The sequence below is a fragment of the Vibrio sp. VGrn 2 genome (assembly GCF_009361695.1).
GTDB lineage: Bacteria > Pseudomonadota > Gammaproteobacteria > Enterobacterales > Vibrionaceae > Vibrio > Vibrio diabolicus.
Map to the genome: position 1 here is coordinate 110288 of NZ_RBWD01000001.1, position 24750 is coordinate 135037.

At 45.4% G+C, this 24750-nt stretch carries 22 protein-coding genes and 11 tRNA genes; 25 read left to right on the forward strand and 8 right to left on the reverse strand.

Features of this window, described 5'->3' with window-relative positions; translation table 11 throughout:
• Positions 1–16 precede the first annotated feature (16 nt).
• From D8S93_RS00585 to luxS, 20 genes are all read left to right on the forward strand, one after another.
• Positions 17–108: transfer RNA gene (locus D8S93_RS00585), tRNA-Ser, on the forward strand.
• 32 nt (positions 109–140) lie between these two features.
• A tRNA-Arg gene (locus D8S93_RS00590) sits at positions 141–217 on the forward strand.
• A 29-nt stretch (positions 218–246) separates the two neighbouring features.
• A tRNA-Ser gene (locus D8S93_RS00595) sits at positions 247–338 on the forward strand.
• 85 nt (positions 339–423) lie between these two features.
• Positions 424–500, forward strand: a tRNA-Arg gene (locus D8S93_RS00600).
• 55 nt (positions 501–555) lie between these two features.
• Positions 556–632 (forward strand) — tRNA-Arg (locus D8S93_RS00605).
• A gap of 29 nt (positions 633–661) precedes the next feature.
• Positions 662–753: transfer RNA gene (locus D8S93_RS00610), tRNA-Ser, on the forward strand.
• Positions 754–838: 85 nt separating this feature from the next.
• Positions 839–915: transfer RNA gene (locus tag D8S93_RS00615), tRNA-Arg, on the forward strand.
• Positions 916–970: 55 nt separating this feature from the next.
• Positions 971–1047 (forward strand) — tRNA-Arg (locus tag D8S93_RS00620).
• Between the two features lie 52 nt (positions 1048–1099).
• A tRNA-Arg gene (locus D8S93_RS00625) sits at positions 1100–1176 on the forward strand.
• 52 nt (positions 1177–1228) lie between these two features.
• A tRNA-Arg gene (locus D8S93_RS00630) sits at positions 1229–1305 on the forward strand.
• A gap of 52 nt (positions 1306–1357) precedes the next feature.
• Positions 1358–1434 (forward strand) — tRNA-Arg (locus tag D8S93_RS00635).
• Between the two features lie 557 nt (positions 1435–1991).
• On the forward strand, positions 1992–2249 hold the full coding sequence (locus D8S93_RS00640) for an oxaloacetate decarboxylase subunit gamma (RefSeq protein WP_152811595.1): 258 nt from the start codon (positions 1992–1994) through the stop codon (positions 2247–2249).
• A 31-nt stretch (positions 2250–2280) separates the two neighbouring features.
• Positions 2281–4065, forward strand: coding sequence for a sodium-extruding oxaloacetate decarboxylase subunit alpha (oadA, locus tag D8S93_RS00645; RefSeq protein ID WP_109169452.1), 1785 nt, complete (start codon positions 2281–2283; stop codon positions 4063–4065).
• 9 nt (positions 4066–4074) lie between these two features.
• Complete coding sequence (locus tag D8S93_RS00650; protein ID WP_005396706.1) at positions 4075–5205, forward strand: sodium ion-translocating decarboxylase subunit beta; 1131 nt, start codon at positions 4075–4077, stop codon at positions 5203–5205.
• Between the two features lie 123 nt (positions 5206–5328).
• On the forward strand, positions 5329–6279 hold the full coding sequence (locus D8S93_RS00655; RefSeq protein ID WP_152811597.1) for an NADP-dependent oxidoreductase: 951 nt from the start codon (positions 5329–5331) through the stop codon (positions 6277–6279).
• Positions 6273–6734 (forward strand): YqaA family protein, encoded by a 462-nt coding sequence (locus tag D8S93_RS00660; RefSeq protein WP_005396704.1) that lies wholly within the window; start codon positions 6273–6275, stop codon positions 6732–6734. The genes D8S93_RS00655 and D8S93_RS00660 overlap by 7 nt, the downstream gene beginning before the upstream one ends.
• A gap of 9 nt (positions 6735–6743) precedes the next feature.
• On the forward strand, positions 6744–9587 hold the full coding sequence (locus D8S93_RS00665) for a M16 family metallopeptidase (RefSeq protein WP_152811599.1): 2844 nt from the start codon (positions 6744–6746) through the stop codon (positions 9585–9587).
• A 156-nt stretch (positions 9588–9743) separates the two neighbouring features.
• Positions 9744–11312: a glutamate--cysteine ligase gene (gshA, locus tag D8S93_RS00670; RefSeq protein WP_152811601.1), complete on the forward strand. Its 1569-nt coding sequence runs from the start codon at positions 9744–9746 to the stop codon at positions 11310–11312.
• Positions 11313–11336: 24 nt separating this feature from the next.
• The gene (locus D8S93_RS00675; protein ID WP_170891673.1) at positions 11337–11942 is read left to right on the forward strand and encodes a hypothetical protein; all 606 of its coding nucleotides are present in this window, start codon (positions 11337–11339) and stop codon (positions 11940–11942) included.
• An 84-nt stretch (positions 11943–12026) separates the two neighbouring features.
• Positions 12027–12545: an S-ribosylhomocysteine lyase gene (luxS, locus tag D8S93_RS00680; RefSeq protein WP_005396698.1), complete on the forward strand. Its 519-nt coding sequence runs from the start codon at positions 12027–12029 to the stop codon at positions 12543–12545.
• 103 nt (positions 12546–12648) lie between these two features.
• Here the strand turns inward: luxS and D8S93_RS00685 are convergent, their stop codons facing one another.
• Entirely contained in the window at positions 12649–13917 is a 1269-nt protein-coding gene (locus D8S93_RS00685; RefSeq protein ID WP_047008981.1) for an HlyC/CorC family transporter, read from the reverse strand.
• Positions 13918–14041: 124 nt separating this feature from the next.
• On the reverse strand, positions 14042–14836 hold the full coding sequence (locus tag D8S93_RS00690; RefSeq protein ID WP_047008980.1) for an inner membrane protein YpjD: 795 nt from the start codon (positions 14834–14836) through the stop codon (positions 14042–14044).
• A 224-nt stretch (positions 14837–15060) separates the two neighbouring features.
• On the opposite strand from D8S93_RS00690, the gene ffh reads away from it, so the two are divergent.
• The 5 genes from ffh (at position 15061) to rplS (ending at position 18662) form a co-directional block, all read left to right on the forward strand.
• On the forward strand, positions 15061–16443 hold the full coding sequence (gene ffh, locus D8S93_RS00695) for a signal recognition particle protein (RefSeq protein ID WP_005385423.1): 1383 nt from the start codon (positions 15061–15063) through the stop codon (positions 16441–16443).
• Positions 16444–16652: 209 nt separating this feature from the next.
• A complete protein-coding gene (gene rpsP, locus D8S93_RS00700) occupies positions 16653–16901 on the forward strand; it encodes a 30S ribosomal protein S16 (protein WP_005379962.1) in 249 nt (82 codons plus the stop codon).
• Between the two features lie 28 nt (positions 16902–16929).
• Complete coding sequence (rimM, locus tag D8S93_RS00705) at positions 16930–17478, forward strand: ribosome maturation factor RimM (protein ID WP_005379964.1); 549 nt, start codon at positions 16930–16932, stop codon at positions 17476–17478.
• A 27-nt stretch (positions 17479–17505) separates the two neighbouring features.
• Positions 17506–18267, forward strand: a complete 762-nt coding sequence (trmD, locus tag D8S93_RS00710; protein ID WP_005396693.1) for a tRNA (guanosine(37)-N1)-methyltransferase TrmD — start codon at positions 17506–17508, stop codon at positions 18265–18267.
• Between the two features lie 41 nt (positions 18268–18308).
• Positions 18309–18662, forward strand: coding sequence for a 50S ribosomal protein L19 (rplS, locus tag D8S93_RS00715; protein WP_005379971.1), 354 nt, complete (start codon positions 18309–18311; stop codon positions 18660–18662).
• Positions 18663–19158: 496 nt separating this feature from the next.
• On the opposite strand, the gene yacG is transcribed toward rplS, so the two are convergent.
• From yacG to pilB, 6 genes are all read right to left on the reverse strand, one after another.
• Complete coding sequence (gene yacG / locus D8S93_RS00720) at positions 19159–19353, reverse strand: DNA gyrase inhibitor YacG (protein WP_005396692.1); 195 nt, start codon at positions 19351–19353, stop codon at positions 19159–19161.
• Between the two features lie 147 nt (positions 19354–19500).
• Positions 19501–20241, reverse strand: coding sequence for a cell division protein ZapD (gene zapD, locus D8S93_RS00725; protein WP_012841416.1), 741 nt, complete (start codon positions 20239–20241; stop codon positions 19501–19503).
• Positions 20242–20268: 27 nt separating this feature from the next.
• Positions 20269–20883, reverse strand: a complete 615-nt coding sequence (coaE, locus tag D8S93_RS00730; RefSeq protein WP_047008979.1) for a dephospho-CoA kinase — start codon at positions 20881–20883, stop codon at positions 20269–20271.
• Positions 20884–21753, reverse strand: a complete 870-nt coding sequence (locus tag D8S93_RS00735) for a prepilin peptidase (protein ID WP_152811604.1) — start codon at positions 21751–21753, stop codon at positions 20884–20886.
• 64 nt (positions 21754–21817) lie between these two features.
• Positions 21818–23041: a type II secretion system F family protein gene (locus D8S93_RS00740; RefSeq protein WP_152811606.1), complete on the reverse strand. Its 1224-nt coding sequence runs from the start codon at positions 23039–23041 to the stop codon at positions 21818–21820.
• Positions 23042–23064: 23 nt separating this feature from the next.
• Positions 23065–24750, reverse strand: a complete 1686-nt coding sequence (gene pilB, locus D8S93_RS00745; RefSeq protein ID WP_152812055.1) for a type IV-A pilus assembly ATPase PilB — start codon at positions 24748–24750, stop codon at positions 23065–23067.

Genomic DNA, 24750 nt, shown 5'->3' on the forward strand with positions numbered 1-24750 from the left:
TGTGCCTCCGCAAGACGGTGAGGTGGCCGAGAGGCTGAAGGCGCTCCCCTGCTAAGGGAGTATACGGTTTATCCCGTATCGAGGGTTCGAATCCCTCCCTCACCGCCATTCTTGCAATGTTGAGAAATCAACAAAAAAGTGCGTCCTTAGCTCAGCTGGATAGAGTACCTGGCTACGAACCTGGCGGTCGGAGGTTCGAATCCTCCAGGACGCGCCATATCTCTTCTGAGATATAACAATGAAAACGGTGAGGTGGCCGAGAGGCTGAAGGCGCTCCCCTGCTAAGGGAGTATACGGTTTATCCCGTATCGAGGGTTCGAATCCCTCCTTCACCGCCATTCATTGACTGGCCCGATGGCCTTTTTTTTGTTTCGTAAGAAATGAATGTGATTTGCTTCACAACTTCCTAGCAAGAAGATCTGCGCGTCCTTAGCTCAGCTGGATAGAGTACCTGGCTACGAACCAGGCGGTCGGAGGTTCGAATCCTCCAGGACGCGCCACTATTTAATAATTCGTTTGATAAACGGGTTATACAAAGTAAAATAAGATTATTGCGCGTCCTTAGCTCAGCTGGATAGAGTACCTGGCTACGAACCAGGCGGTCGGAGGTTCGAATCCTCCAGGACGCGCCATATCTCTTCTGAGATATAACAATGAAAACGGTGAGGTGGCCGAGAGGCTGAAGGCGCTCCCCTGCTAAGGGAGTATACGGTTTATCCCGTATCGAGGGTTCGAATCCCTCCTTCACCGCCATTCATTGACTGGCCCGATGGCCTTTTTTTTGTTTCGTAAGAAATGAATGTGATTTGCTTCACAACTTCCTAGCAAGAAGATCTGCGCGTCCTTAGCTCAGCTGGATAGAGTACCTGGCTACGAACCAGGCGGTCGGAGGTTCGAATCCTCCAGGACGCGCCACTATTTAATAATTCGTTTGATAAACGGGTTATACAAAGTAAAATAAGATTATTGCGCGTCCTTAGCTCAGCTGGATAGAGTACCTGGCTACGAACCAGGCGGTCGGAGGTTCGAATCCTCCAGGACGCGCCACTTATTAAAGGGTATTGCCCTGATATTGACGAAAGTTGATATCGAAAACTGCGCGTCCTTAGCTCAGCTGGATAGAGTACCTGGCTACGAACCAGGCGGTCGGAGGTTCGAATCCTCCAGGACGCGCCACTTATTAAAGGGTATTGCCCTGATGTTGACGAAAGTCGATATCGAAAACTGCGCGTCCTTAGCTCAGCTGGATAGAGTACCTGGCTACGAACCAGGCGGTCGGAGGTTCGAATCCTCCAGGACGCGCCACTTATTAAAGGGTATTGCCCTGATGTTGACGAAAGTCGATATCGAAAACTGCGCGTCCTTAGCTCAGCTGGATAGAGTACCTGGCTACGAACCAGGCGGTCGGAGGTTCGAATCCTCCAGGACGCGCCACTTACAAAAAAAGCCTCGCAATTGCGAGGCTTTTTTTGTATCTGGACATCAGGAACTATAGCCTAGAGTTGTTAGAGGCGAGGCCCTTCTTTTCCAAAAGCGAATATGTGCTTATCTAAGCAATTTGGAATAAAGTTTCTGCTGTAGTTTGTGAATCCATCCTTACTATCTCTCCTGTATATTAATTTCCGTTTCTTTCACTTCAATTGTTTGTATGTAACTTCTTTGTTTTTTATTTGTTTATTAATTGTTATAAAATGGCATCCTTTTGTTTTTATTAGTTTTTATGTGTAAATCTCGATTTGGTTTTGAAATCCAAATCGCAGTTTTTATTTATGTCCTCCTTTACTCTGTTCGTAAGGAGATAGCAGATTCGCAGTAATTATTTTGTCATGAACTGTGATCTGGGTAGTGAATAAATAATCATTTATCAGGATTATTACAAACCTTCCTTAAACAAAATTGACAAAATTTAACCAATCGAGATAATCCATTGGTCGGGATTTGACGCTATTAAAGTCCTGCACGTTGTCAGGATGACAAAGAAAGGAAGCAACATGACTAATATAGGAAGCCTGCTAGTAGATGCGGCCACCCTGATGCTAACGGGGATGGCGGTCGTATTTATTTTCCTCACTATTCTTGTTTATCTCGTTTGGCTAATGTCGAAATTGGTACCAGAAGAAGTACCAGAGCCGATCGCAGCACCAAAAACAAATACTAATATTCAATCAACCTCTTCAGCTGTTAGTCCACAAGTAGTGGCGGCGATCTCGGCTGCGATTCATAAACATCGCGCCTCATTCGCGAAGTAGCCGAACCAGGATTAAAAAGGAGTTTAAGAGCATGTCTAAACCACTAGCTATTACAGATGTGGTCCTTCGTGATGCCCATCAATCACTATTTGCCACGCGTATGCGTATTGAGGATATGCTGCCTATCGCAGCTGAGTTGGATAAGGTTGGTTACTGGTCTCTAGAGACTTGGGGTGGCGCAACGTTTGATTCTTGTATTCGATTCTTAGGGGAAGACCCTTGGGAGCGTTTACGTGAGCTGAAAAAAGCGATGCCTAATACGCCAATGCAAATGCTACTGCGTGGTCAAAACCTTTTAGGATACCGCCATTATGCCGACGACGTAGTAGAGAAGTTCGTTGAACGCGCACATGCTAACGGTATGGACGTATTCCGTATCTTTGATGCAATGAATGACGTGCGAAACTTCCAGAAGGCTGTTAAAGCAACGGTCGATGTTGGCGCACATGCTCAAGGTACGCTGTCTTACACAACAAGCCCTGTGCATAACGCAGACACTTGGGTTGACTTGGCAAAACGCCTAGAGGATTTAGGTTGTCATTCACTGTGTATTAAAGATATGTCTGGCTTACTCAAGCCTTATGAAGCGGAAGAGCTTATCACGCGTATCAAAGCGTCTTGTGATGTGCCATTAGCACTTCATTGTCACGCGACGACAGGCTTGTCTACTGCGACAGCGGTAAAAGCAGTTGAAGCTGGTATTGATATTCTCGATACAGCGATTTCTTCAATGAGTTGTACCTATGGCCACACGCCGACGGAAACGGTAGTCGCGATGCTAGAAGGAACCGAGCGAGATACGAATTTGAAGCTCGAGCAACTAGAACCTATCGCCGCGTATTTCCGTGAAGTACGTAAGAAGTACGCGAAGTGGGAAGGTCAGTTGAAAGGTGTAGACTCTCGCATCCTGATTGCTCAAGTGCCTGGCGGTATGCTGACCAACATGGAAGGCCAGTTGAAAGAACAGGGCGCTGCGGATCGCATTGATGAAGTCTTAGAAGAGATCCCTCGTGTACGCGAAGATCTTGGTTTCATTCCATTGGTGACTCCAACTTCGCAGATCGTCGGGACGCAAGCCGTGATTAACGTGCTTACTGGCGAGCGCTATAAGAGCATAACTAAGGAAACCGCTGGTCTATTGAAAGGCGAATACGGTCAAGCGCCAGCCGAGTTAAATGCAGAGCTGCAAGCTAAAGTACTTGATGGCAAAGAGCCTATTACTTGTCGTCCTGCCGATTTGCTTGAGCCTGAAATGGAGACGCTTACTGTTGATCTGATGGAGAAAGCGAAATCAGAAGGTATTAAGCTAGCAAGTGAGCGTGTTGATGATGTACTTACTTATGCGCTTTTCCCTCAAGTTGGTCTCAAGTTCCTTAAGAATCGTGACAACCCAGAAGCATTTGAACCTGCACCAACGCTAGAAGCCGCGAAGCCTGCCGTACCTGCGGCGCAACCAGCAACTGGCGGCGTAGAAACTTATAGCGTACGTGTTGACGGACAGGTGTATGAGGTGGAAGTTGGTCCTCAAGGCGAGCTAACCTCTGTCGCTCCTTCTGCGGCGCCTGCAAAATCGACGGCACCTAGCGCTCCTTCTAGCGCATCTGCTGAAGCGGTGCCTGCTCCTCTTGCCGGTAACATCTTTAAAGTGAATGTTCAGCCTGGCGCTGAAGTGGCTGAAGGCGATGTACTACTCATCCTTGAAGCTATGAAGATGGAAACAGAAGTGCGTGCGGCGCGTGGTGGTGTTGTCCAAGAGTTGAACGTTAAAGAAGGCGATGCTGTCACAGTAGGTGCGCCTCTGTTGAGCCTGGCGTAAGGGAGTATCATGGACGGATTGTTAACCCTTTGGGCAGAAACAGGGATCGCTAACTTCGAGTTCGGCCAAATCTGTATGATGCTGGTTGGTTGTACCTTGCTGTTTTTGGCAATCAAAAAAGGCTTTGAGCCTTTACTGTTATTGCCGATTGGTTTTGGTGCTATCTTGGCGAATATTCCAAATGCTGGCTTTACTGAGCCTGGCGGCTTGCTCTACTACGTTTACTACATTGGGATTGAATCGGGTGTGTTCCCGTTGTTGATCTTCATGGGTGTGGGGGCGATGACCGACTTTGGTGCTTTGATCGCAAACCCAAAAACGTTGTGGCTAGGTGCGGCAGCTCAGTTTGGTATTTTTGCGACACTGTTTGGCGCTATTTTGCTCAACTATGTACCTGGTATGGAGTTCTCCATGGCGGATGCATCGTCTATCGCCATCATCGGTGGTGCGGATGGCCCAACGGCGATTTTCTTAGCAAGTAAGTTATCACCAGACCTGCTTGGTGCGATTGCTGTAGCCGCGTACAGCTACATGGCTTTAGTGCCAATCATTCAGCCGCCAATCATGAAGGCGCTAACCACTAAGGAAGAACGTGAGATTCAAATGGCGCAACTGCGTCACGTGGGTAAATGGGAAAAGGTATTGTTCCCGATGGCAGTATTACTCATGACGATTCTTTTCCTACCTTCAGCAACGCCTCTTGTCGGTATGTTCTGTCTTGGTAACTTAATGCGTGAAGCGGGTGTGGTCGATCGTCTATCGAAAACCGCACAAAATGAGCTGATCAACATCGTGACGATCTTCTTGGGCTTAGGGGTTGGCTCGAAGCTGCAAGCGGATCAATTCCTGAACTTAGAAACATTAGGCATTCTAGGGCTTGGTGCGGTTGCGTTTAGTATTGGCACGGGTGCTGGTGTGCTAATGGCTAAGTTGCTGAACAAGTTCTCAAAAGAAGACATCAACCCACTTATCGGTGCGGCTGGCGTTTCTGCGGTACCAATGGCCGCGCGTGTGGTGAACAAGGTCGGCTTACAAGCTAACCCGCAAAACTTCTTGTTGATGCATGCGATGGGACCAAACGTAGCTGGTGTATTGGGCTCAGCGGTTGCCGCTGGTATCTTGCTAGCACTTGTCGGCTAGTCATTACCGAAAATGGAATGATCAACCAATTTACAAAATCACGATTAACTTCGGTGAACAAAATGGTTTATAGTCAAAGGGATGCTTTCGCATCCCTTTTTGTTTTCTTGCAGGGAATGGTTTATGGAACACAAACAGATCGTTATCACTGAATTTGGTGATGCCAACGTACTCGCGATTCAACATGCTTCTACACCATCACCACAGCCTGGTGAAGTCTTAGTAAAAGTCGCTTTTTCAGGCGTAAATCCTATTGATGTTAAAACTCGAGCCGGACTCGGTTGGGCAGCTGCGCAGAACAAGGATAATTTACCTTGGGTACCAGGTTACGACATCTCAGGAAAAGTCGTGTCCTGTGGAGACGGGGCGTCGCGTTTTAATGATGGTGATGAGGTGGCTGGATTTATCGGTTTCCCAGTCCGAGGCGGTGGGTACAGTCAGTACGTATGTGTTCCAGAAACTGAGTTAAGTCATGTTCCCAGTTCAGTTACTTTAGAGGCTGCAGCAGCATTACCGTTGGCTGGCCAAACTGCGGCACAAGCACTCAGCAAAGCCAATGTGACAGAAAACGATCGCGTACTTATCCTCGCAGGAGCCGGTGGCGTTGGACACCTAGCGGTACAAATCGCGGTCGCGACTAAAGCAGAAGTCTTTACAACCTGCAGTGAACGAAATTTAGACTACCTGGCTACCCTTGGCGCTCACGCAGTGAACTATCAATTTGCACCAGTGTCAGAACGTGTTGAAGACGTTGATGTTTTGATTGATTTAGTAGGTGGAGATGCCGCGTTAGATGCGCTTAAATGCCTGAAAGACGGTGCGAGAGTCATAACCGTTCCAACCATCACGGCTGAGCTGATTTGTGAAAAAGCCAAACTCCTAGGCTTTGAGGCTAACGGCATGTTGGTTGAGCCAGATCCAGCGCAATTAGATACCTTGTTGTACATGGTTGGCGTTGGTTTACTGAAGACTGAAATTCAACAGGTTTATCCGATGAGTGATGTGATTGCTGCTCACCAGCAAGTAGAATCAGGAAGAACCAGAGGCAAGGTGTTGCTTGATATGACATGCTAGAAGCATTTAATACGAGCTTTGAAAGTTTAGCGCTTTGGTTTTCAGATTCAGCATTATGGGTGCTTTTCATGACCGGTTTTCTCAGTGCCACTTTGTTACCTGGTGGTTCTGAGGCGGGCTTAGTTGCCACTCTCTCATTAAATCAATATTCCGTTTCGTCAATTATTATGGTCGCCACTATCGGCAATACGCTTGGTGGCTTAACAAATTATTGGCTTGGCTTGTGGATTCCCAACAAAGCGCAAGAAGAAAAGCACGGTCATACCGCATTAAAGTGGCTGTCAAAGTATGGCTATTGGGGATTGTTTTTTAGCTGGTTACCTGTGATTGGAGACCCGCTGTGTTTAGCCGCAGGGTGGCTGAGAATGAAGTTTCTGCCTTGCGTGATTTTAATATTTTTAGGAAAGGCTGCTAGGTATAGCTTACTTGCGGCCATCTATCTCGGATTATTTTAAGGAAAGTACATGAAGATGTTTTGGGTTGGCGCGTGTTCACTTTTGGTGATCACGGGCTGTGCATCAAATACGCCAGTTTCATCACTGCCGAAAGGGGTAACTTTCGTCGAGTCATCGAAAGCGGAAGAAGGCAAAGTTAAGATTCCATACCAAAAGTATAAACTCGATAATGGTTTAACGGTGATATTAGCTCCTGAAGATTCCGACCCATTGGTCCATGTGGATGTGACTTACCATGTTGGTTCGGCTCGTGAAGAGGTGGGTAAGTCTGGTTTTGCGCATTTCTTTGAGCACATGATGTTCCAAGGTTCAGAGAACGTTGGTGACCAAGAGCACTTCAGAATCATTACAGAGGCTGGCGGTACGTTAAATGGTACGACAAACCGTGATCGTACTAACTACTTTGAAACTGTCCCGGCTAACCAGCTAGAGAAAATGCTGTGGTTAGAGTCTGACCGTATGGGCTTTTTGCTGGATGCGGTTTCTCAACGCAAATTTGAAATTCAGCGTTCTACTGTAAAAAATGAGCGAGCTCAGCGTTACGATAATCGTCCTTATGGCTTAATTTGGGAGCGCATGTCTGAAGCGCTATATCCTGAAGGTCATCCGTATTCGTGGCAAACCATTGGTTATGTTGAAGATCTTGACCGTGTTGATGTGAACGACCTCAAAGCGTTTTTCTTGCGTTGGTATGGCCCAAACAATGCGACTATCACGATCGGTGGTGACTTAGACGTTGAACAAACTCTTGAGTGGGTAAATAAGTACTTCGGTTCGATTCCTCGTGGGCCAGAGGTTGAAAATGCGCCGAAACAACCTGCAAAGCTGCAAGAAGACAAATACATCACGCTAGAAGATCGGATTCAACAACCGATGGTGATGATCGCGTGGCCAACAACTTACAACGGCGAAGAAAGCCAAGCGTCTCTCGATACGCTATCTGAAGTGCTAGGTGGCGGTACAAACAGCGTGCTCTACCAAGACTTAGTCAAGACTCAAAAAGCCGTCGATGCGGGCTCATTCCATGACTGTGCAGAACTGGCGTGTAACTTTTACGTTTATGCAATGGGTGACTCTGGGGACAAAGGCGACCTATCAAAACTGTACGACGAGCTTTTACAGTCACTCAATCAGTTTGCTGAAAAAGGCGTGACAGAAGATCGCCTTGAACAATTGAAGGGTAAGGCGGAAGCGGATGCTATCTTTGCATTAGAAAGCGTTAAAGGCAAAGTAACGCAGTTGGCATCCAACGAGACATTCTTCGGCGATCCAGACCGTCTTGAGCAGCAGCTTAAGCAGATCCGCGCAGTGACGCCTGCATCGGTAGAAAAAGCGTATACGGATTTTATCCAAGGTAAGAACAAAGTGACCCTAAGCGTGGTACCAAAAGGAAAAACTGACCTTGTCGTAAAACCAGCGACCTTTGTGACGCCAAAGCGCACGCTACCAGAATACGAGAAGATCACTGATGATCAATTGGCGTATCGTCGTGCGACCGATAACTTCGATCGTTCTGTGCAACCGCCTGTAGGGGAGCCAGTGAAAGCGACGATGCCTGAGTTGTACGAGCTTCATTTTAATAATGGCTCGGAGTTGCTTGGCGCGGTTGGCGATGAAACACCAACGGTCATGATGCAGTTTAGTTTACCTGCGGGAACACGTTTTGTTGAAAAGGGCAAAGAAGGTCTTGCCCAATTGACCGCCGCGATGTTGCAAGAAGGCACAACGAAACGTAGTGTCGAAGAGATTCAAGCTGAGCTCGATAAACTAGGTAGTGTCATCTCCGTGAATGCAACGGGCTACACAACAAACATCAGCGTTTCTGCTTTAGAAAAGAACTTAGAGCCGACGTTGAAAATTGTCGAAGAGATGTTGCTGTCTCCTGCATTTAAGCAAGCAGACTTCGAGCGTGTGAAGATGCAAGCGCTAGAAGGTCTTGTGTATGAGCATCAAAACCCAAGTTGGATGGCATCACAAGCGACTCGCCAGGTGCTCTATGGGGATTCTGTCTTTGCTCGACCAAAAGACGGCACGCAAGCAGGTGTCAGTGCACTAACGTTGGATGATGTCCGTGAATTCTACTCGAAGCATTACACGCCACAAAGTGCGCAAATCGTCGTTGTTGGTGACATTGATCAACAGGAAATTGAACAGCAACTGACGTTCTGGAAAAACTGGCAGGATGAAGCTGCGCCATTGTATGCACCGCAAAGCATCGCTGCATTAGGTGAGCAAAAGATCCATCTTGTTGATAAACCAGGTGCACCACAAAGTGTGGTCATGATGGTTCGTCAAGGTATGCCTTACGATGCAACGGGCGATTTTTACCTAAGCCAACTGGCAAACTTCAACTTAGCTGGAAACTTCAATAGCCGCATTAACCAAAACCTACGTGAAGACAAGGGTTACACATACGGCGCTTACGGCTACTTCTCTGGAAATCCAGAAACTGGCTCGGTTGTTTTCACCGCGCAAGTACGAGCGGATGCAACGGTTGCTTCGATCATTGAGATGGAAAATGAGCTAAATGAATACTCGCAGTCAGGAATTACTGATGAAGAGATGAAATTTATGCGTCAAGCGGTCGGTCAAAAAGATGCACTGAAATATGAAACGCCAACACAAAAAGCGGAACTCATCAGTGATATTCTTAAGTACAACCTCGATCAAGATTACTTGCAGCAAAGAAACGCTATCGTAGAAAAAGTCGATAAGCAGACTTTGAATGCACTGGCTCAAAAGTGGTTTGATCCAAATGACTATCAAATTATCGTCGTTGGTGATGCTAAATCACTGCGTCCTCAATTAGAAAAGTTGGGGAAAGACGTAGAAGAGCTTGAAATCATTCGATAGAGTACACATTTAATAGCGGAGAAACGTTTCTCCGCTATTCATCTAGATAAGCGACTTTTTGTGGGTTATTTATCTAGATGCATTAAATATCAATAACTTAGCTTACACTTGTCCTTTGTGACAAGTGTCCTGCTCCCAATATAAGCGAACCTCATTTTGACTGATTTTGCTGCGCGACTAAAAAAAGTTGCATCAAACCCCGAAGTATTTAAGCAGTTTGGACGCGGTGTTGAGCGAGAAACTTTGCGCTATCGTCAGGATGGACATCTAGCAACAACACCTCATCCAGAGGGGTTAGGCTCAGCGTTCACAAACCAATGGATCACGACTGATTTTTCTGAATCATTGTTAGAGTTCATTACTCCTGTGTCACATGAAATTCCAGAACTGATGGCACAACTGAAAGATATCCATCACTTCACGCAGACAAAAATGGGTGAAGAAAAGATGTGGCCTCTTTCTATGCCATGTTATGTTGGCTCGGAAGAGGATATTCAGCTTGCTCAGTACGGCTCTTCGAATGCAGCAAAAATGAAAACCCTGTACCGAGAAGGTCTAAAACGCCGCTATGGCAGCCTGATGCAAATCATTTCAGGTGTGCATTTTAACTTCTCGTTCCCTGAGACATTTTGGGACGCGCTTTACGGCGAGCAAGATGAACAAGCCCGCCAAGATGCTAAGTCTGATGCCTACTTTGCGCTGATCCGTAACTATTACCGTTTTGGTTGGATGATTCCGTATTTCTTCGGCGCATCGCCAGCGTTATGCGGCTCTTTTATTCAAGGTCGTGAAACCGATCTGCCATTCGAAAAAATTGGCGGCACTTTGTATTTGCCGAAATCGACGTCTTTGCGTTTGAGCGATCTGGGCTACACCAATAGTGCGCAAAGTGTACTGAAAATTGGCTTTAACAGCATTGATCAGTATCTGGATGGTTTGAGCGATGCGATTCGTCACCCATCAGAAGAGTTTGCGAAAATAGGCGTCAAAGTGGACGGTGAATACCGCCAGCTTAATTCCAATATTTTACAAATTGAGAACGAGCTATACGCTCCAATTCGCCCGAAACGCGTGTCGAAAAGTGGTGAGAAGCCTTCAGATGCGTTACGACGCGGTGGGGTTGAGTACATTGAAGTTCGCTCTCTAGACGTTAACCCATTCAGCGCAGTGGGGTTGGCTGAAGAGCAAGTACGATTCCTTGATCTCTTCCTGACTTGGGCGGCCTTGTCAGACTCGGATCCAATGGACAACTGTGAATTAGAGTGTTGGCGCGACAACTGGAACAAAGTCATTGTTTCTGGTCGTGAAAAAGGGCTAATGCTTCAAATTGGTTGCCAAGGTGAACGTCTATCTCTGCAAGATTGGGCGCATCGAGTGTTTGTCGAGCTGCGTCAGATAGCACAGCAAATGGATATGGCTGCTGGTGGCAGTGCATACCAAGATGTGTGTAATAAACTCGAGACATGGATTGATAACCCAGAACTAACGATTTCAGGTCAACTATTAGAGCTGACGAAAGAGCTTGGTGGGTTAGGTAAAGTCGGCTGTGCGCTTGGCATGAAGTACCGCGAGGAAAATCTAGCTCACGGTTATCAGTACTACTCGCAAGATACGATGGAAACGGAAGTGGCGTCGTCAGTAGAAAAGCAAAAGCAAGCGGAACAAAGTGACACGCTATCTTTTGATGATTTTTTGGAAGATTACTTTGCTTATCTGAAGCAGTAGTGAATAGGTAAAGGTTGGGTGGGATTGAACATTAAACCGTTAGTAGTATCGGTACTCGGAAGCATGTTACTTGCAGGTTGTGCCACGGCACCGCCAAAGCAGCAGAATAATTTATGTGAGATATTTCGAGAGAAATCCGGCTGGTATGATGATGCCAAAGATATGGAAGAAAAGTGGGGAACCCCCATTCATGTCGCTATGGCTATCATTAAACAAGAAAGCAGCTTTCGGCACGATGCGAAACCACCCAAAGACTATTTATTGGGATTTATCCCTTGGGGACGAGTCAGCAGTGCGTATGGTTACGCTCAAGCTCAAGATCCTGCTTGGGAAGATTTCCAAGATGCGACGGGTCAGGGCGGTTCTCGTACCAACTTTGATGATTCAATGATGTTTGTCGGTTGGTATACTCACGAAACGAGGCGCCAACTAGGGATTTCGTTATGGGACCCATACAGTCAATATCTGGCTTATCATGAAGGTCGAGGTGGGTACAAGCGAGGTACTTATAAGCGAAAGCCCAGCTTGCTCAAAGTCGCTCGACGTGTTGAACAAACTGCAAAAACTTATGGCTGGCAGCTGAAGCAATGTCGTCAGGAATTGGAAGACAACAGCAGCTGGTTCTTTTAACCTACAGCCTGTTTATGTGCTGTAGGGATGAATGACATTTATCCAGTACCGAGAGGTATTGGAGTTACAATCAGGAGAGATGTAATGCCTTTACTCGATAGTTTTACCGTGGACCACACTCGCATGAATGCACCGGCAGTGCGAGTGGCGAAGACCATGCAGACCCCAAAAGGGGACACGATTACTGTCTTCGATTTACGCTTTACCGCGCCAAACAAAGACATCCTTTCTGAAAAAGGTATTCATACGCTAGAGCACCTTTATGCAGGCTTTATGCGCAATCATCTTAACAGCGATTCTGTTGAGATCATCGATATTTCGCCTATGGGTTGCCGCACGGGCTTTTACATGAGTCTGATTGGCACTCCATCAGAGCAGCAAGTAGCGGATGCTTGGATTGCGGCCATGGAAGACGTACTAAAGGTAGAAAGCCAGAACAAGATCCCTGAACTCAACGAATACCAATGTGGCACGGCAGCGATGCACTCTTTAGAAGAAGCGCAACAGATCGCAAAGAGCATTTTGGATGCTGGTGTTTCGGTGAACAAAAATGATGAACTTGCTTTGCCTGAGTCGATGTTAAAAGAGTTGCGCATCGACTAGTTGCTAAAAACTTATCAAGAAGCATATTTATCCAAAACTAAAAAGAGCCTGACATGATCAGGCTCTTTTCTTTTTATTTCTTATCGTGAGTTGTAGATAGAGGCTATTTTTTCTTTTTAGGATAAACACGAACGAGCTTGATGCGGTTTTCTTCAATCTCAACAAGCTCCATTGGATGACCAGCCACTCTCACGCTTAAATGGCTCTCTGGAATATCTTCCAGGTGCTCCAAAATAAGACCGTTTAACGTTCTTGGGCCATCCGTTGGTAAATCCCATTTCAGGCCTTTGTTGATATCTCGGATATTGGTGCTGCCTTCAATGAGGAAGCTTCCGTCACCTTGAGGACTGATTTCATCAGAAAGGCTTGGAGAAATCGAGGTCGTGAATTCGCCAATGATCTCTTCCAGAATATCTTCCAATGTCACCAAGCCAATAATGTCGCCATACTCATCAACAATCAGACCAATACGCTGTTTGTTGCGTTGGAACTTTAACATTTGCACGTTCAGTGGCGTACCTTCCGGGATGTAATAGACTTCATCCGCGGCACGTAATAGCGTCTCTTTATTGAACTCGTTTTTTTCCAGCATCAGGCGGTAAGCTTCACGCAGGCGCAGCATGCCAACCACTTCATCAATTTGGTCACGATAAAAAACAATGCGTCCATGTGGTGAGTGGGTAAGCTGACGAACGATGGATTTCCAGTCATCATTAATATCGATACCGGTAATCTCATTGCGTGGCACCATGATGTCGTTCACAGTGACGTGTTCAAGATCCAAAATAGACACCAACATGTCTTGGTGTCGGCGAGGGATCAAGCCGCCAGCTTCGTTTACTACGGTACGTAGCTCATCGGAACTAAGATGGTCTTCTACCGAGTGATCGGCTTTTACGCCAAGTAAACGAATAAAGCCATTCGTAATAAAGTTAACGAGCATCACCAAAGGCGATAGTAACTTCATCAATATGGTCAGTAGTATACTGCTCGCGTAAGACACGCGTTCAGGGTACAGCGCTGCAATTGTTTTTGGGGTAACTTCAGCAAAAACCAATACAACCATAGTCAGTGCACCGGTTGCGATGGCGACACCTAAATCACCATACAAACGCATACCAATAATGGTCGCGATAGCGGACGCGAGAATATTAACGAGGTTGTTGCCGATAAGAATAAGACCAATCAAACGATCTGGGCGGTCTAATAGTTTTTCGACTCGCTTAGCGCCTTTATGCCCATTTTTGGCTAAGTGCTTTAAGCGATAACGGTTCAGAGACATCATCCCTGTTTCTGAGCCGGAAAAGTAACCTGATATGACGATAAGACACGCGAGTAGCGCAAACAAGATACCCGTAGAGATGTCGTCCAAAACGTTGCTGTTCCTTGTAAGTATTGGGTTATATAACGGTTGAGTAAGTCCGTTAAGTCAAAGGGTTAAGGCGTACTGTATTTTATCTAGCCTAAAATATAAAGGATAGGAGCCCTAGAGCTCCTTAATTCAAGATGATTTCTTTCACAAAGCGACTGCCAAAATACGCCAGAGTTAACAGCGTTGCCCCTGCGACAGCGAACCAAGTAACTTTTCTACCCCGCCAACCTTTTTGATAATGACCCCAAAGCAGTATTGAGTACACAATCCAAGCGATGAAAGAAAGAATGCCCTTATGTGCTTTACCTTGAGCAAACATATCCTGCACAAAGACAAAGCCAGTAATGAGAGTACCAGTTAACAATAAGTTACCGATCAAAATGATTTTGAATAGCTGACGCTCTACCATTAATAAAGGCGGCAGGTTTGGGTTAATCGCCAAAGATTTTTTTGTTTTCAGTTTGTGATCCAACCAAGCCAGCTGAAGTGCGTAGAGTGCACCGATAGTTAAAGTTGCGTATGAGAACAGCGCAAAAGAAATGTGAATGAGTAGCTTAGGGTCATTCTCTAGGTGCTTGATAAACGTGCTTGGCAAAAATGTGGCAGCAGATAAATTGATGGCAGCAAAGCTATAAACGACAGGCAATAAAAACCACAACCGATTTTTCAACATAGCAAGGCTCATGACCAGAGAAATAATAAAACTGATCAAAGAGGCTACGTTGAGAATACTAAGGTTTTGACCTGCACCATCAAAAATCAGATCACTCAAAATCCACGCATGAAAAACAAGCGCACAGGCAGCACTAGCAAAGACTGTTTTTGCTTTGATTCCTGACTGCTGTGAGAGTCCGGGTATGATGGTCGCAATCGCCAAAACATAAAGTATGGCGGCCGCGATGGCTATTAAGCTATCCATGAATCCTAAATATTATTGTGCACAATGAGGAAATTATACCTTGCATTACACTTTGGGGCTACGTTATATCCGACATCAATCGTGAGAGATGAGATATTGAAATTAATAAGTTACCGCACCATATAGAAATAGAGACAAGAATAGAGCAGCGGTACGGGTATGACTCAGACCTTGGCTAATGTATACTCACACTAATTAATCGCCATTTTAGCGAAGAGACAAAGATGTTTGAGAATTTAACGGATCGATTATCCAAAACGCTGAAAAATATCAGTGGCAAAGGTCGTCTGACCGAAGACAACATTAAAGAGACCCTACGTGAAGTACGAATGGCCTTACTTGAAGCTGACGTTGCGCTTCCGGTTGTTCGTGAATTTGTTAACCGCGTTAAAGAAAAAGCGGTAGGTGTAGAAGTTTCTAAATCTCTGACTCCAGGTCAGGAATTTATCAAGATCGTTCAAACAGAACTTGAAGCCGTAATGGGTGAGTCGAATGAGGCGCTAAACCTTGCCGCTCAACCACCTGCTGTGCTTCTTATGGCGGGTCTACAAGGTGCGGGTAAAACCACATCGGTAGGTAAGCTATCTAAGCTTTTAAAAGAACGTGACAAGAAGAAAGTCTTGGTTGTGTCTGCCGACGTTTACCGCCCTGCGGCAATCAAGCAGCTTGAAACGCTGGCATCAGATATCGGTGTTGACTTCTTCCCATCATCACCAGACCAGAAGCCTATTGATATCGCCAATGCAGCGATTGACCATGCGAAGAAAAAATTCTACGACGTATTGATTGTCGATACCGCAGGTCGCTTGGCAATTGATGAAGAGATGATGGGGGAGATCAAAGATCTTCACGCAGCTATCAACCCAGTAGAAACGCTATTTGTTGTTGACGCCATGACGGGTCAAGACGCAGCAAATACCGCAAAAGCCTTTGGCGATGCGCTACCTCTTACTGGTGTGGTTCTAACTAAGGTTGATGGTGATGCTCGTGGTGGTGCGGCACTGTCAGTACGCCATGTAACGGGCAAACCAATCAAATTCTTGGGTGTCGGTGAAAAAACTGACGCGCTAGAACCGTTCCATCCAGATCGTGTTGCTTCACGTATTCTTGGCATGGGTGATGTTCTGTCTTTAATTGAAGACCTTCAACGCAACGTTGACCAAGAAAAAGCAGAAAAGCTGGCGAAGAAGTTCAAAGAGAAGAAAGGTTTCGACCTTGAAGATTTCCGTGAACAGCTAGGCCAGATGCAAAACATGGGCGGCATGATGGGCATGATGGATAAGCTTCCTGGCATGTCTCAGCTACCAGACAATGTGAAAGACAAAGTCGATGACAAGATGTTCAAGCAGATGGAAGCGATCATCAGCTCCATGACAATGAAAGAACGTCAACGCCCAGAGATTATCAAAGGCTCACGCAAGAAACGTATTGCGGCTGGTTCTGGTGTGCAGGTTCAAGACGTAAACCGCTTACTAAAACAGTTCACCCAAATGCAGAAGATGATGAAAAAGATGCAAAAAGGTGGCATGAAAGGCATGATGCGCAACATGCAAGGCATGATGGGCGGCATGGGTGGAGGCGGTGGCTTCAACCCATTTGGTCGTTAATTAATCGATTACGCATAGATTCAGGGTGTTAGGTACGTCACAAACTTTAAATTCAATTTATGTTGGTGAAAAAGTAACTAAACTCCTTGCATTGCTCCGGGAGAAGAGTAAAATTCCGGAGCTTTATTTTGGCACGAGACCCCAAACTATTTAATTTCTTGAATGGTTTTTGGGGTTAATTTTATTTTTGAGAAAGCAAAGAGGACGACATGGTAACCATTCGTTTGGCACGTCACGGCGCTAAAAAGCGTCCATTTTATCAAATCGTAGTAGCGGACAGCCGCAACGCTGCAACTGGCCGTTTCATCGAGAAAGTTGGTTTCTTCAACCCAACTGCTAAAGGTCAAGAAGAAGGTCTACGTCTAGACCTAGACCGCGTTAACCACTGGGTTGGTCAAGGCGCGTCTGTATCTGACCGCGTTGCTAAGCTAGTTAAAGACGCTCAAAAAGCGGCTTAATTTTTACTTGAAAAGTAGAAACTAGTTTATGTCGATGAAAGGTAAAGAAACAATGAGCAACGAAAAGATTGTTGTAGGCAAGTTTGGTGCTACTTACGGCATTCGAGGTTGGCTTAAGGTTTTTTCCTACACAGACAATGCTGAAAGCATTTTCGATTACAGCCCTTGGTACATTAACCAAAAGGGTAAGTGGGTTGAGTACAAAGTAGAAAGCTGGAAGCGCCATAACAAAGGTATGGTGGCTAAGCTGGAAGGCATGGATGTTCGTGAAGACGCGCATCTAATGACGAACTTTGAAATTGCTATTGACCCTGCGGTACTTCCTGAATTGTCAGAAGATGAGTTCTACTGGCGCGAATTGTTTGGGATGCAAGTTGTAACCACTAAAGGTTACGATCTAGGTGTCGTTACTGACATGCTAGAAACTGGCTCAAACGATGTTCTGGTTGTTAAAGCAAATCTTAAAGATGCTTTCGGGCAGAAGGAACGATTAATCCCGTTCCTTGAAGAGCAAGTGATCATTAATGTTGATCGCGAAGCTCAACGGATCGAAGTTGACTGGGATCCTGGATTCTAATCTCCAAAATTACAGAGCGAGATAAACATGTGGGTTGGCGTTATTAGCCTTTTTCCAGAAATGTTCCGTTCTGTTACTGATTTTGGAGTAACAGGTCAAGCGGTTAAAAAAGGTCTTTTGTCGATTGAGACTTGGAATCCTAGAGATTTTACTCACGACAAACATCGCACTGTCGATGATCGACCTTACGGTGGTGGCCCTGGTATGTTAATGATGGTTCAGCCTTTGCGCGATGCCATTCATACCGCGAAAGCAGCCTCACCGGGCAAGACGAAAGTCATCTACCTTTCTCCTCAAGGTCGCAAGCTCGACCAGAAAGGAGTGGAAGAACTGGCAACGAATGAGAACTTGCTTCTGATTTGTGGTCGTTATGAAGGGGTAGATGAGCGCATCATTCAATCTGAAGTCGACGAAGAATGGTCGATTGGTGATTTTGTGATGACGGGTGGTGAGATACCAGCCATGACGTTAATCGACTCTGTCTCTCGGTTTGTTCCGGGTGTACTAGGGGATTTCGCGTCAGCAGAAGAAGACTCTTTTGCAAATGGCTTGTTAGATTGCCCTCACTATACGCGTCCAGAAGTATTGGATGACAAAGAAGTACCAGCGGTACTGATGTCAGGCAATCACAAGGACATTCGTCAATGGCGACTAAAACAGTCGCTGGGCCGAACTTGGCTTAGAAGACCAGAGCTCCTGGAAAACCTAGCTCTGACTGACGAACAGGAACAATTACTTGCCGAGTTTGTTAATGAACATAAAGTCATTAGTGAACATAACGCAAAGTAACCTAATTTATTTAGTATCAGTTTATTCTAGGAATTTAAAAAATGAGTAACATCATCAAAGCTCTTGAAGAAGAGCAAATGAAATCAGACCTACCTAAATTTGCACCAGGTGACACTGTTGTAGTTCAAGTTAAGGTAAAAGAAGGTGACCGTGAGCGTCTACAGGCTTTCGAAGGCGTTGTAATCGCAATCCGTAACCGTGGTCTACACTCTGCTTTCACTGTACGTAAAATCTCTAACGGTGAAGGTGTTGAGCGTACGTTCCAAACACACTCTCCAATCGTTGATAGCATCGAAGTTAAACGCCGTGGTGCAGTACGTCGTGCCAAGTTGTACTACCTACGTGAGCGTTCTGGTAAGTCTGCTCGTATCAAAGAGAAACTTGCTAAGAAGTAATGCTATAACTAGCGTTCTCATCTTAAACGGAGTCCTTTTAGGGCTCCGTTTTTTTATTTGTGTAATTAGCTTGCTCGTTTTCTTTTCATCCGACCTGAACTGCCGATGCTCATGCACTGGCATATACTCCGCGCCTCTGCCTTGCTCGAATAAAAATAGCTTTGCTAGGTCATCAAAATAGTCAGAGTTGAAAAGGGGTGAATGAATACCGATTGCAGACCGCAATGGTTAAAATTCATCATTCTGGATAGCGAAGAAGTAGCGGGATTCAGAATCTACTAGCCGAAAGCACTAGTGTTTAAGTCGTCAACTTCAGAAGTGTCCTTACAGTGAGTAGATTCCTGATGTCGCTATGGCTCCTCGGAATGACGGCAAATGATGACCAAAGATTACAGGGCTCCGCGGTTAAAATTCGTCACTCTGGACAGCGACGAAAGAGCGTGATTCAGACTCCCCAAGAAGGAGCCTAGGATATTCCTTTACCCTAGTGCCTCAATTAATACTGGTCTTCAGACCAGCCATCACTGTCGGACATATCGGGGGCGCCTGGGATGGTGTTTTCTTCATCTGCCCATTCACCAAAATCAATCATTTGGCATTGTTTACTGCAGAAAGGGCGATGAGGACTTTGTTCTCCCCATTCTACGTCGGCGCCACATTGTGGGCATTGAACGATGGTAATTTTAGACATAGTTGAGCGTCCCATTACTAATTGGTGTTAAAGGGTAGTATACCTAAATGAATTCAAGATGGCTTATTCAACGCGCTATTGCTGCTACGAAATTTTATCCAATATACGCACAATAAAGCGTTGAATTTTAGATTGTGGGGGTGAGTCTTAGCTGCACACAGCAAGTTCAAACTCAATATCTTGTGTGCACGCTTGACCGTTTTCAAACGACATAAACTTTATCGCAAAGCGGTTTTTATGGCCAGAAATCATAGGATAAACGCCATATTCCATTGGGATGTGAAGTCTTAGAATATTAGCTTCATCAGCGTCACTTTGGAAGAAACCCGCACGACCGATTTGAGCTTTGAAATGTCCGGTCTCTCTGGTGAGTTTCAACCATAGCGAAAGCGCATCAGATAAGGGCTTTAAGCTTACTTGCCACTGCTGTGCATCATGCTTTTTACGTTCAATGGGTAGGTGAAGCCAGTAATGTAACGCTGGCAAATCAAAACAGCATGAACCACCCGGTAGATTAAAGCGTTGGCGGATAGAGCTTAGGAAGCGATCTTCTTTTAGTGCTTGACCAAAACGCTCTGCACCCATCAGTTGGCTATGAACGACATCTATCTCTTGTAGTAGGGTATTTAATGCGTCTTGATCGACACCATCAACATTGAGCCAATGGCGGTACGACAGTCGTTGTTTCTCTAAATCTTTGGCCAGTTCACTTTTCAGCTGGATCTGTTCGAAGATTTCAACCATATCGAATAACGCACGAAAAAACAGTTGGTACTGGTGATTTTCGCTAAACCCAGAGGCCAAGTGAGCCTGACGCAGCAGAGACTCCACTCTTAGATAAATACGAGTTTTCTCATTTAACGGATGTTCAAATTTGTGCGTGGTCATCGACATAAGCCTTTGTGAGTTTCGTTCCTATTTTCGCAGATTTTTCTTACACATGGCTAGGTACTTTTCGTGCAAATCTGTGATTTGAAGCAAAAGATCTGGGTCACTTGGATTATTCTTAACCACATCGTCTGCAAGCGCGAGTCTTTGCTCTCTTGATGCTTGAGAGGCAAGGATAGCGCGAGCTTGTTCTTCACTCACATTGTCTCGTTTCATCGTGCGAGATATCTGTGTATTCGGTTCTACATCGACGACAAGAACTCGATCACACAAACTGTCTAGCTTGTTTTCTACGAGCAACGGCACCACAAGTAACGCATACTCTGAGGTGACTTGCTGCAAATCTTCGATCATCTTTTCACGAATTATCGGGTGCAACAGTGCGTTGAGCCATGCTTTTTCATCTGAGTTTGAAAAGATTTTCTCTCTCAGCTTTGCGCGATCTAAAGTTTGGTCTTCACGAACTATATCGTGACCAAAATGTTCAATAATCGCGTTTAGGCCGGGAGTGCCTGGCTCGACAACTTCTCTTGCTACAATGTCGGCATCGACGATATCGATTTTAAATTGTTGTTTGAACAGATTCGCGACGGTTGTTTTACCGCTAGCGATACCACCTGTTAAACCAATAACCAAAGCCATTTACACTCCTAGAACTGAAGTAAAGTACCAGTTTAAAATCTGGTCGCCCCAAATTAAGCTTATCCAACCAGCAATTGCTAAGTAAGGACCGAAAGGAAAAGCTTTTTCAATTCCCTGTTTTTGCAAGCGTAGTTGAATGATGCCAAATACGATGCCAACCACAGAAGAAAGTAGAATGATCATCGGCAGTGACTGCCAGCCCAGCCAAGCCCCTAGTGCTGCTAGTAGTTTAAAATCACCATATCCCATTCCTTCTTTACCAGTAAGTAGCTTAAAGCCCCAGTAAACGGACCAGAGACATAGGTAACCAGCAATAGCACCAATGACAGAATCTTGTAGAGTAACAGGACTTATTTCGACTAATGCTAAGGCAATGCCAGCCCAAGTTAATGGTAATGTTAATTGGTCAGGTAACAACATAGTATCGAGATCGATAAATGTTGCGGCGATTAAGATAAAAGTGAAAAAGAGTAGGGCAACGGTAAAGTAACTAAAACCAAAGTGGTAAGCGACAAAGGCTGAGCAGAACGCAGTGAGCAGTTCAATCAGTGGATAGCGTGCGCTAATGGCTGTCTGACAGTTGTGGCATTTGCCTTTTAAAAGCAGCCAGCTAATCACAGGGATGTTGTCTCGAATACGTATCGGCGTTGCGCACTTCTGACAGGAGGAGCGTGGGACGCTCAAGGTCAGCACTTCTTTAGGAGGTTCTATTTTGTATTCAGGAAATGACTCGGCACATTCGCGTCGCCATTCTAGTTCCATGATTTTAGGTAGTCGATAAATAACCACATTGAGGAAGCTACCCACGATCAGACCGAAGATGGTGGCAAACACAACGAATAGCCAAGGGTAGTACTGGAATACTTCCATATTTGTCTCTTGAGCGATGAGTGAAATTAGCAAGATGCTGTTTTAAAGGAGTTAACAGCTCATTCTAGCCTAATACACTCATTAAGTTAAAGATTGGCAAGTACATTGCTGTCACTAATCCGCCAACAACGATGCCTAAAAAAACGATAATTAGCGGCTCTAGAATTTTACTAAGGTTGTCGACGGTGTTATCGACTTCAAACTCGTAGATCGTTGCAACTTTATTGAGCATATCGTCAAGTCGACCAGACTCTTCACCGATCATGACCATTTGTAACACTAATTCAGGGAACACATTACAGTTACGCATGGCAACATACATTGGCATACCTGCGGCGGTATCACGGTAAACTTCTTCTATGGCGAGTTGATAGTGTAAGTTTCCTGAGGTTTTTGATGTGGTTTTTAAACTGGTTAGAATTGGAATACCCGCTGTAAAGCTTGTGGCGAGTGTTCGACTAAATTTGGCAATAGCGGCTTTTGATAATACAGGGCCCAGAACAGGAAATTTAAGCACAGAGCGGTTGAGCATTAAGCGAAAAGAATCTGAACGCTTAGAGAGGATTCTCGCCGAGATGAATAAACTAATGGAGCCTAGTGTGATAAACGGACTCCAGTTTTGTGTCCAGGCGGAAAGATCTAATACTTGCCTGGTAAACCAAGGTAAATCAGCACCAAAACCAACAAACATTTTTTCAAACTCGGGAATGACTTTGGTGAGCATGATAAACGACACGCCTAACGCTACTAGCACTACCATGGCTGGGTAAATCAGTGCTTTGATCACTTTCGCACGGAGTTGTTCATTTTTTTCTCGGTAGGTGGCTAAGCGCTCGAATACTTCTGCTAAGTTACCGGATTGCTCACCTGTTGCGATAAGGTCGGTATAGAGTGGGTCAAAGTGTTCACTTGCAGTGCGCATGGCTTTTGACATGGGCGTACCCGCTTCGACGGCGCGTGTTACGCTCATCAAAATGGATTTCATCTCTGCTTTTTTATGGTTTTCTGAGACCAATTTTAAAGCCTGAACTAAGGGGACACCAGTTATCAACATCGTCGAAATCTGACGGGTAAACACCGTGATGTCTCTGCCTTTCACGCGATGGCTGAGTTTAGTGAGAAACGAGATACTGCTTTTCTTTAACTTCTTGATCTTGATGTGTTGTGCGTCTAGACGCTCGCGTACTTCAATTTCCGTCATCGCGAGGGTTTGTCCAGATGTCTTTTTGCCTGAACTGTTGATGCCTTTCCAGCGGAAGTTTTTAAGTTGTGGTGTAGTGCTTTTCATAGAGGTGATTGCTGATTAAAGGATTAAAAATAAAGTACGCGCTGTAGTTCACTAAAACTTGTGATCCCTTGTTTGAGTTTTTCTATGCCCGACATTTGTAACGTGCTCATGCCATTTGCGATGGCGAGTTTTTCTAGTTCATGTACCGAGGCGCCTTTAATAAGCGCTTCGGAAAGAAATTCATCAAAGCGCATCACTTCATAAATCCCCGTTCGGCCGGAATAACCATGGGTACACTCATTGCATCCATCGGGATTGGCTTTAAAAATGTTGTCGCTTGCTTGAATTCCGAGATGTTGTAGCTGAACGGTAAGCTCTTGTGATTGTTTGCAGTGCGAGCACAGTTTACGGGCCAAGCGCTGGGCAATAATCAAACTAAGAGAGGAGGCCAAGTTAAAGCTTTCTACGCCCATGTTTGATAAACGAATCACCGTTTCAGCCGCAGAATTGGTATGTAAGGTTGAAAGTACTAAGTGACCGGTTTGCGATGCTTTTATGGCGATTTCCGCAGTGTCTAAGTCACGAATCTCACCGACCATTACCACATCGGGGTCTTGACGAAGAAAAGAGCGCAATGCTTCGGCAAAACCAAAACCAATCTTAGGCTGAACTTGAACTTGGTTAATGCCCGATAAGTTAATTTCTACTGGGTCTTCTGCCGTGGAAATGTTGATTTCTGGTTTATTGAGAATACTCAGCCCAGTGTACAGAGAAACGGTTTTCCCGCTCCCAGTTGGGCCTGTCATCAGAATCATGCCTTGTGGGCGACGCAGCGCATCCAAGTACAATTGTTTTTGTTGTTCGCTATAACCAAGCTTGTCGATATCCAGTGACGCAGAGCTGCTGTCGAGTAGTCGTAATACAATTTTCTCTCCGAATAGAGTCGGTAGCGTGGATACACGCATATCAATCGCGGTGTCTTGATTCAACTTGAGCTTAATACGCCCATCTTGTGGTAAACGTCGCTCTGCAATATCAAGCTTAGAGAGGATTTTGATACGAGCGGATAAGCGGCGACTTAAGTGGCTTGGTGGCTGCTGTGTTTCAATTAAGATGCCATCACAGCGTAGGCGAACGCGGTACATCTTTTCATAAGGTTCAAAGTGGATATCGGATGCGCCTTTGCGCACAGCGTCCAACAGAATTTGGTTTATGTAACGGCTGACGGGTGACTCGTCTTGGCTCAAGTCTTCAATGTTGTCGATTTCATCTTCGCCCACGTCAACCAGATTGGCTAACTCTTCTTGGTTGATCTCTTTTAATCCAGACTTCTCGTGACTCAATGAACGACCATATAAGCGTCGAATTGCCGCGCTGAGTTGACGAAAATCCGCCAGAACAAGTTCGACTTGCAAACCTGTTGCAAAACGAAAGTCGTCTTCGGCTTGAAGATTGGTTGGATCGGCAACCGCGAGAATCAAAGTTGATGAGGTGCGATTAAGCGGCAGAGCGTTGTGCCGAGTGATCAAATCTCGCAAACCTAGCGTTTGGCATAACGAAGCGTATTCGTATTGATTGAGAGAAGTGCAAGAAAGCCCGAAAACAGAACTTAGGTGCTCCGTTAATTCATGAGATTGGAAAAAGCCAGAATTGAGTAAAGCTTCTGGCATTGATATACCAGAAGCTTTAGCTTGCTCAAGTAACAGCTCTTCTTGGGAAAAGGTCAGTATCCCAGCTTGGCGAAGAACTGTTGAGAGGTTTGTTAACAA

What these genes read in the sequence shown, in the direction of transcription:
- D8S93_RS00650 (WP_005396706.1), top strand. Translation starts at nt 4,075, where the DNA reads ATGGACGGATTGTTAACCCTTTGGGCAGAAACAGGGATCGCTAACTTC.
- zapD (WP_012841416.1), bottom strand. Translation starts at nt 20,241, where the DNA reads ATGACCACGCACAAATTTGAACATCCGTTAAATGAGAAAACTCGTATT.
- oadA (WP_109169452.1), top strand. Translation starts at nt 2,281, where the DNA reads ATGTCTAAACCACTAGCTATTACAGATGTGGTCCTTCGTGATGCCCAT.
- yacG (WP_005396692.1), bottom strand. Translation starts at nt 19,353, where the DNA reads ATGTCTAAAATTACCATCGTTCAATGCCCACAATGTGGCGCCGACGTA.
- D8S93_RS00735 (WP_152811604.1), bottom strand. Translation starts at nt 21,753, where the DNA reads ATGGAAGTATTCCAGTACTACCCTTGGCTATTCGTTGTGTTTGCCACC.
- coaE (WP_047008979.1), bottom strand. Translation starts at nt 20,883, where the DNA reads ATGGCTTTGGTTATTGGTTTAACAGGTGGTATCGCTAGCGGTAAAACA.
- rpsP (WP_005379962.1), top strand. Translation starts at nt 16,653, where the DNA reads ATGGTAACCATTCGTTTGGCACGTCACGGCGCTAAAAAGCGTCCATTT.
- D8S93_RS00640 (WP_152811595.1), top strand. Translation starts at nt 1,992, where the DNA reads ATGACTAATATAGGAAGCCTGCTAGTAGATGCGGCCACCCTGATGCTA.
- ffh (WP_005385423.1), top strand. Translation starts at nt 15,061, where the DNA reads ATGTTTGAGAATTTAACGGATCGATTATCCAAAACGCTGAAAAATATC.
- trmD (WP_005396693.1), top strand. Translation starts at nt 17,506, where the DNA reads ATGTGGGTTGGCGTTATTAGCCTTTTTCCAGAAATGTTCCGTTCTGTT.
- D8S93_RS00660 (WP_005396704.1), top strand. Translation starts at nt 6,273, where the DNA reads ATGCTAGAAGCATTTAATACGAGCTTTGAAAGTTTAGCGCTTTGGTTT.
- rimM (WP_005379964.1), top strand. Translation starts at nt 16,930, where the DNA reads ATGTCGATGAAAGGTAAAGAAACAATGAGCAACGAAAAGATTGTTGTA.
- rplS (WP_005379971.1), top strand. Translation starts at nt 18,309, where the DNA reads ATGAGTAACATCATCAAAGCTCTTGAAGAAGAGCAAATGAAATCAGAC.
- D8S93_RS00690 (WP_047008980.1), bottom strand. Translation starts at nt 14,836, where the DNA reads ATGGATAGCTTAATAGCCATCGCGGCCGCCATACTTTATGTTTTGGCG.
- D8S93_RS00655 (WP_152811597.1), top strand. Translation starts at nt 5,329, where the DNA reads ATGGAACACAAACAGATCGTTATCACTGAATTTGGTGATGCCAACGTA.
- luxS (WP_005396698.1), top strand. Translation starts at nt 12,027, where the DNA reads ATGCCTTTACTCGATAGTTTTACCGTGGACCACACTCGCATGAATGCA.
- D8S93_RS00665 (WP_152811599.1), top strand. Translation starts at nt 6,744, where the DNA reads ATGAAGATGTTTTGGGTTGGCGCGTGTTCACTTTTGGTGATCACGGGC.
- D8S93_RS00740 (WP_152811606.1), bottom strand. Translation starts at nt 23,041, where the DNA reads ATGAAAAGCACTACACCACAACTTAAAAACTTCCGCTGGAAAGGCATC.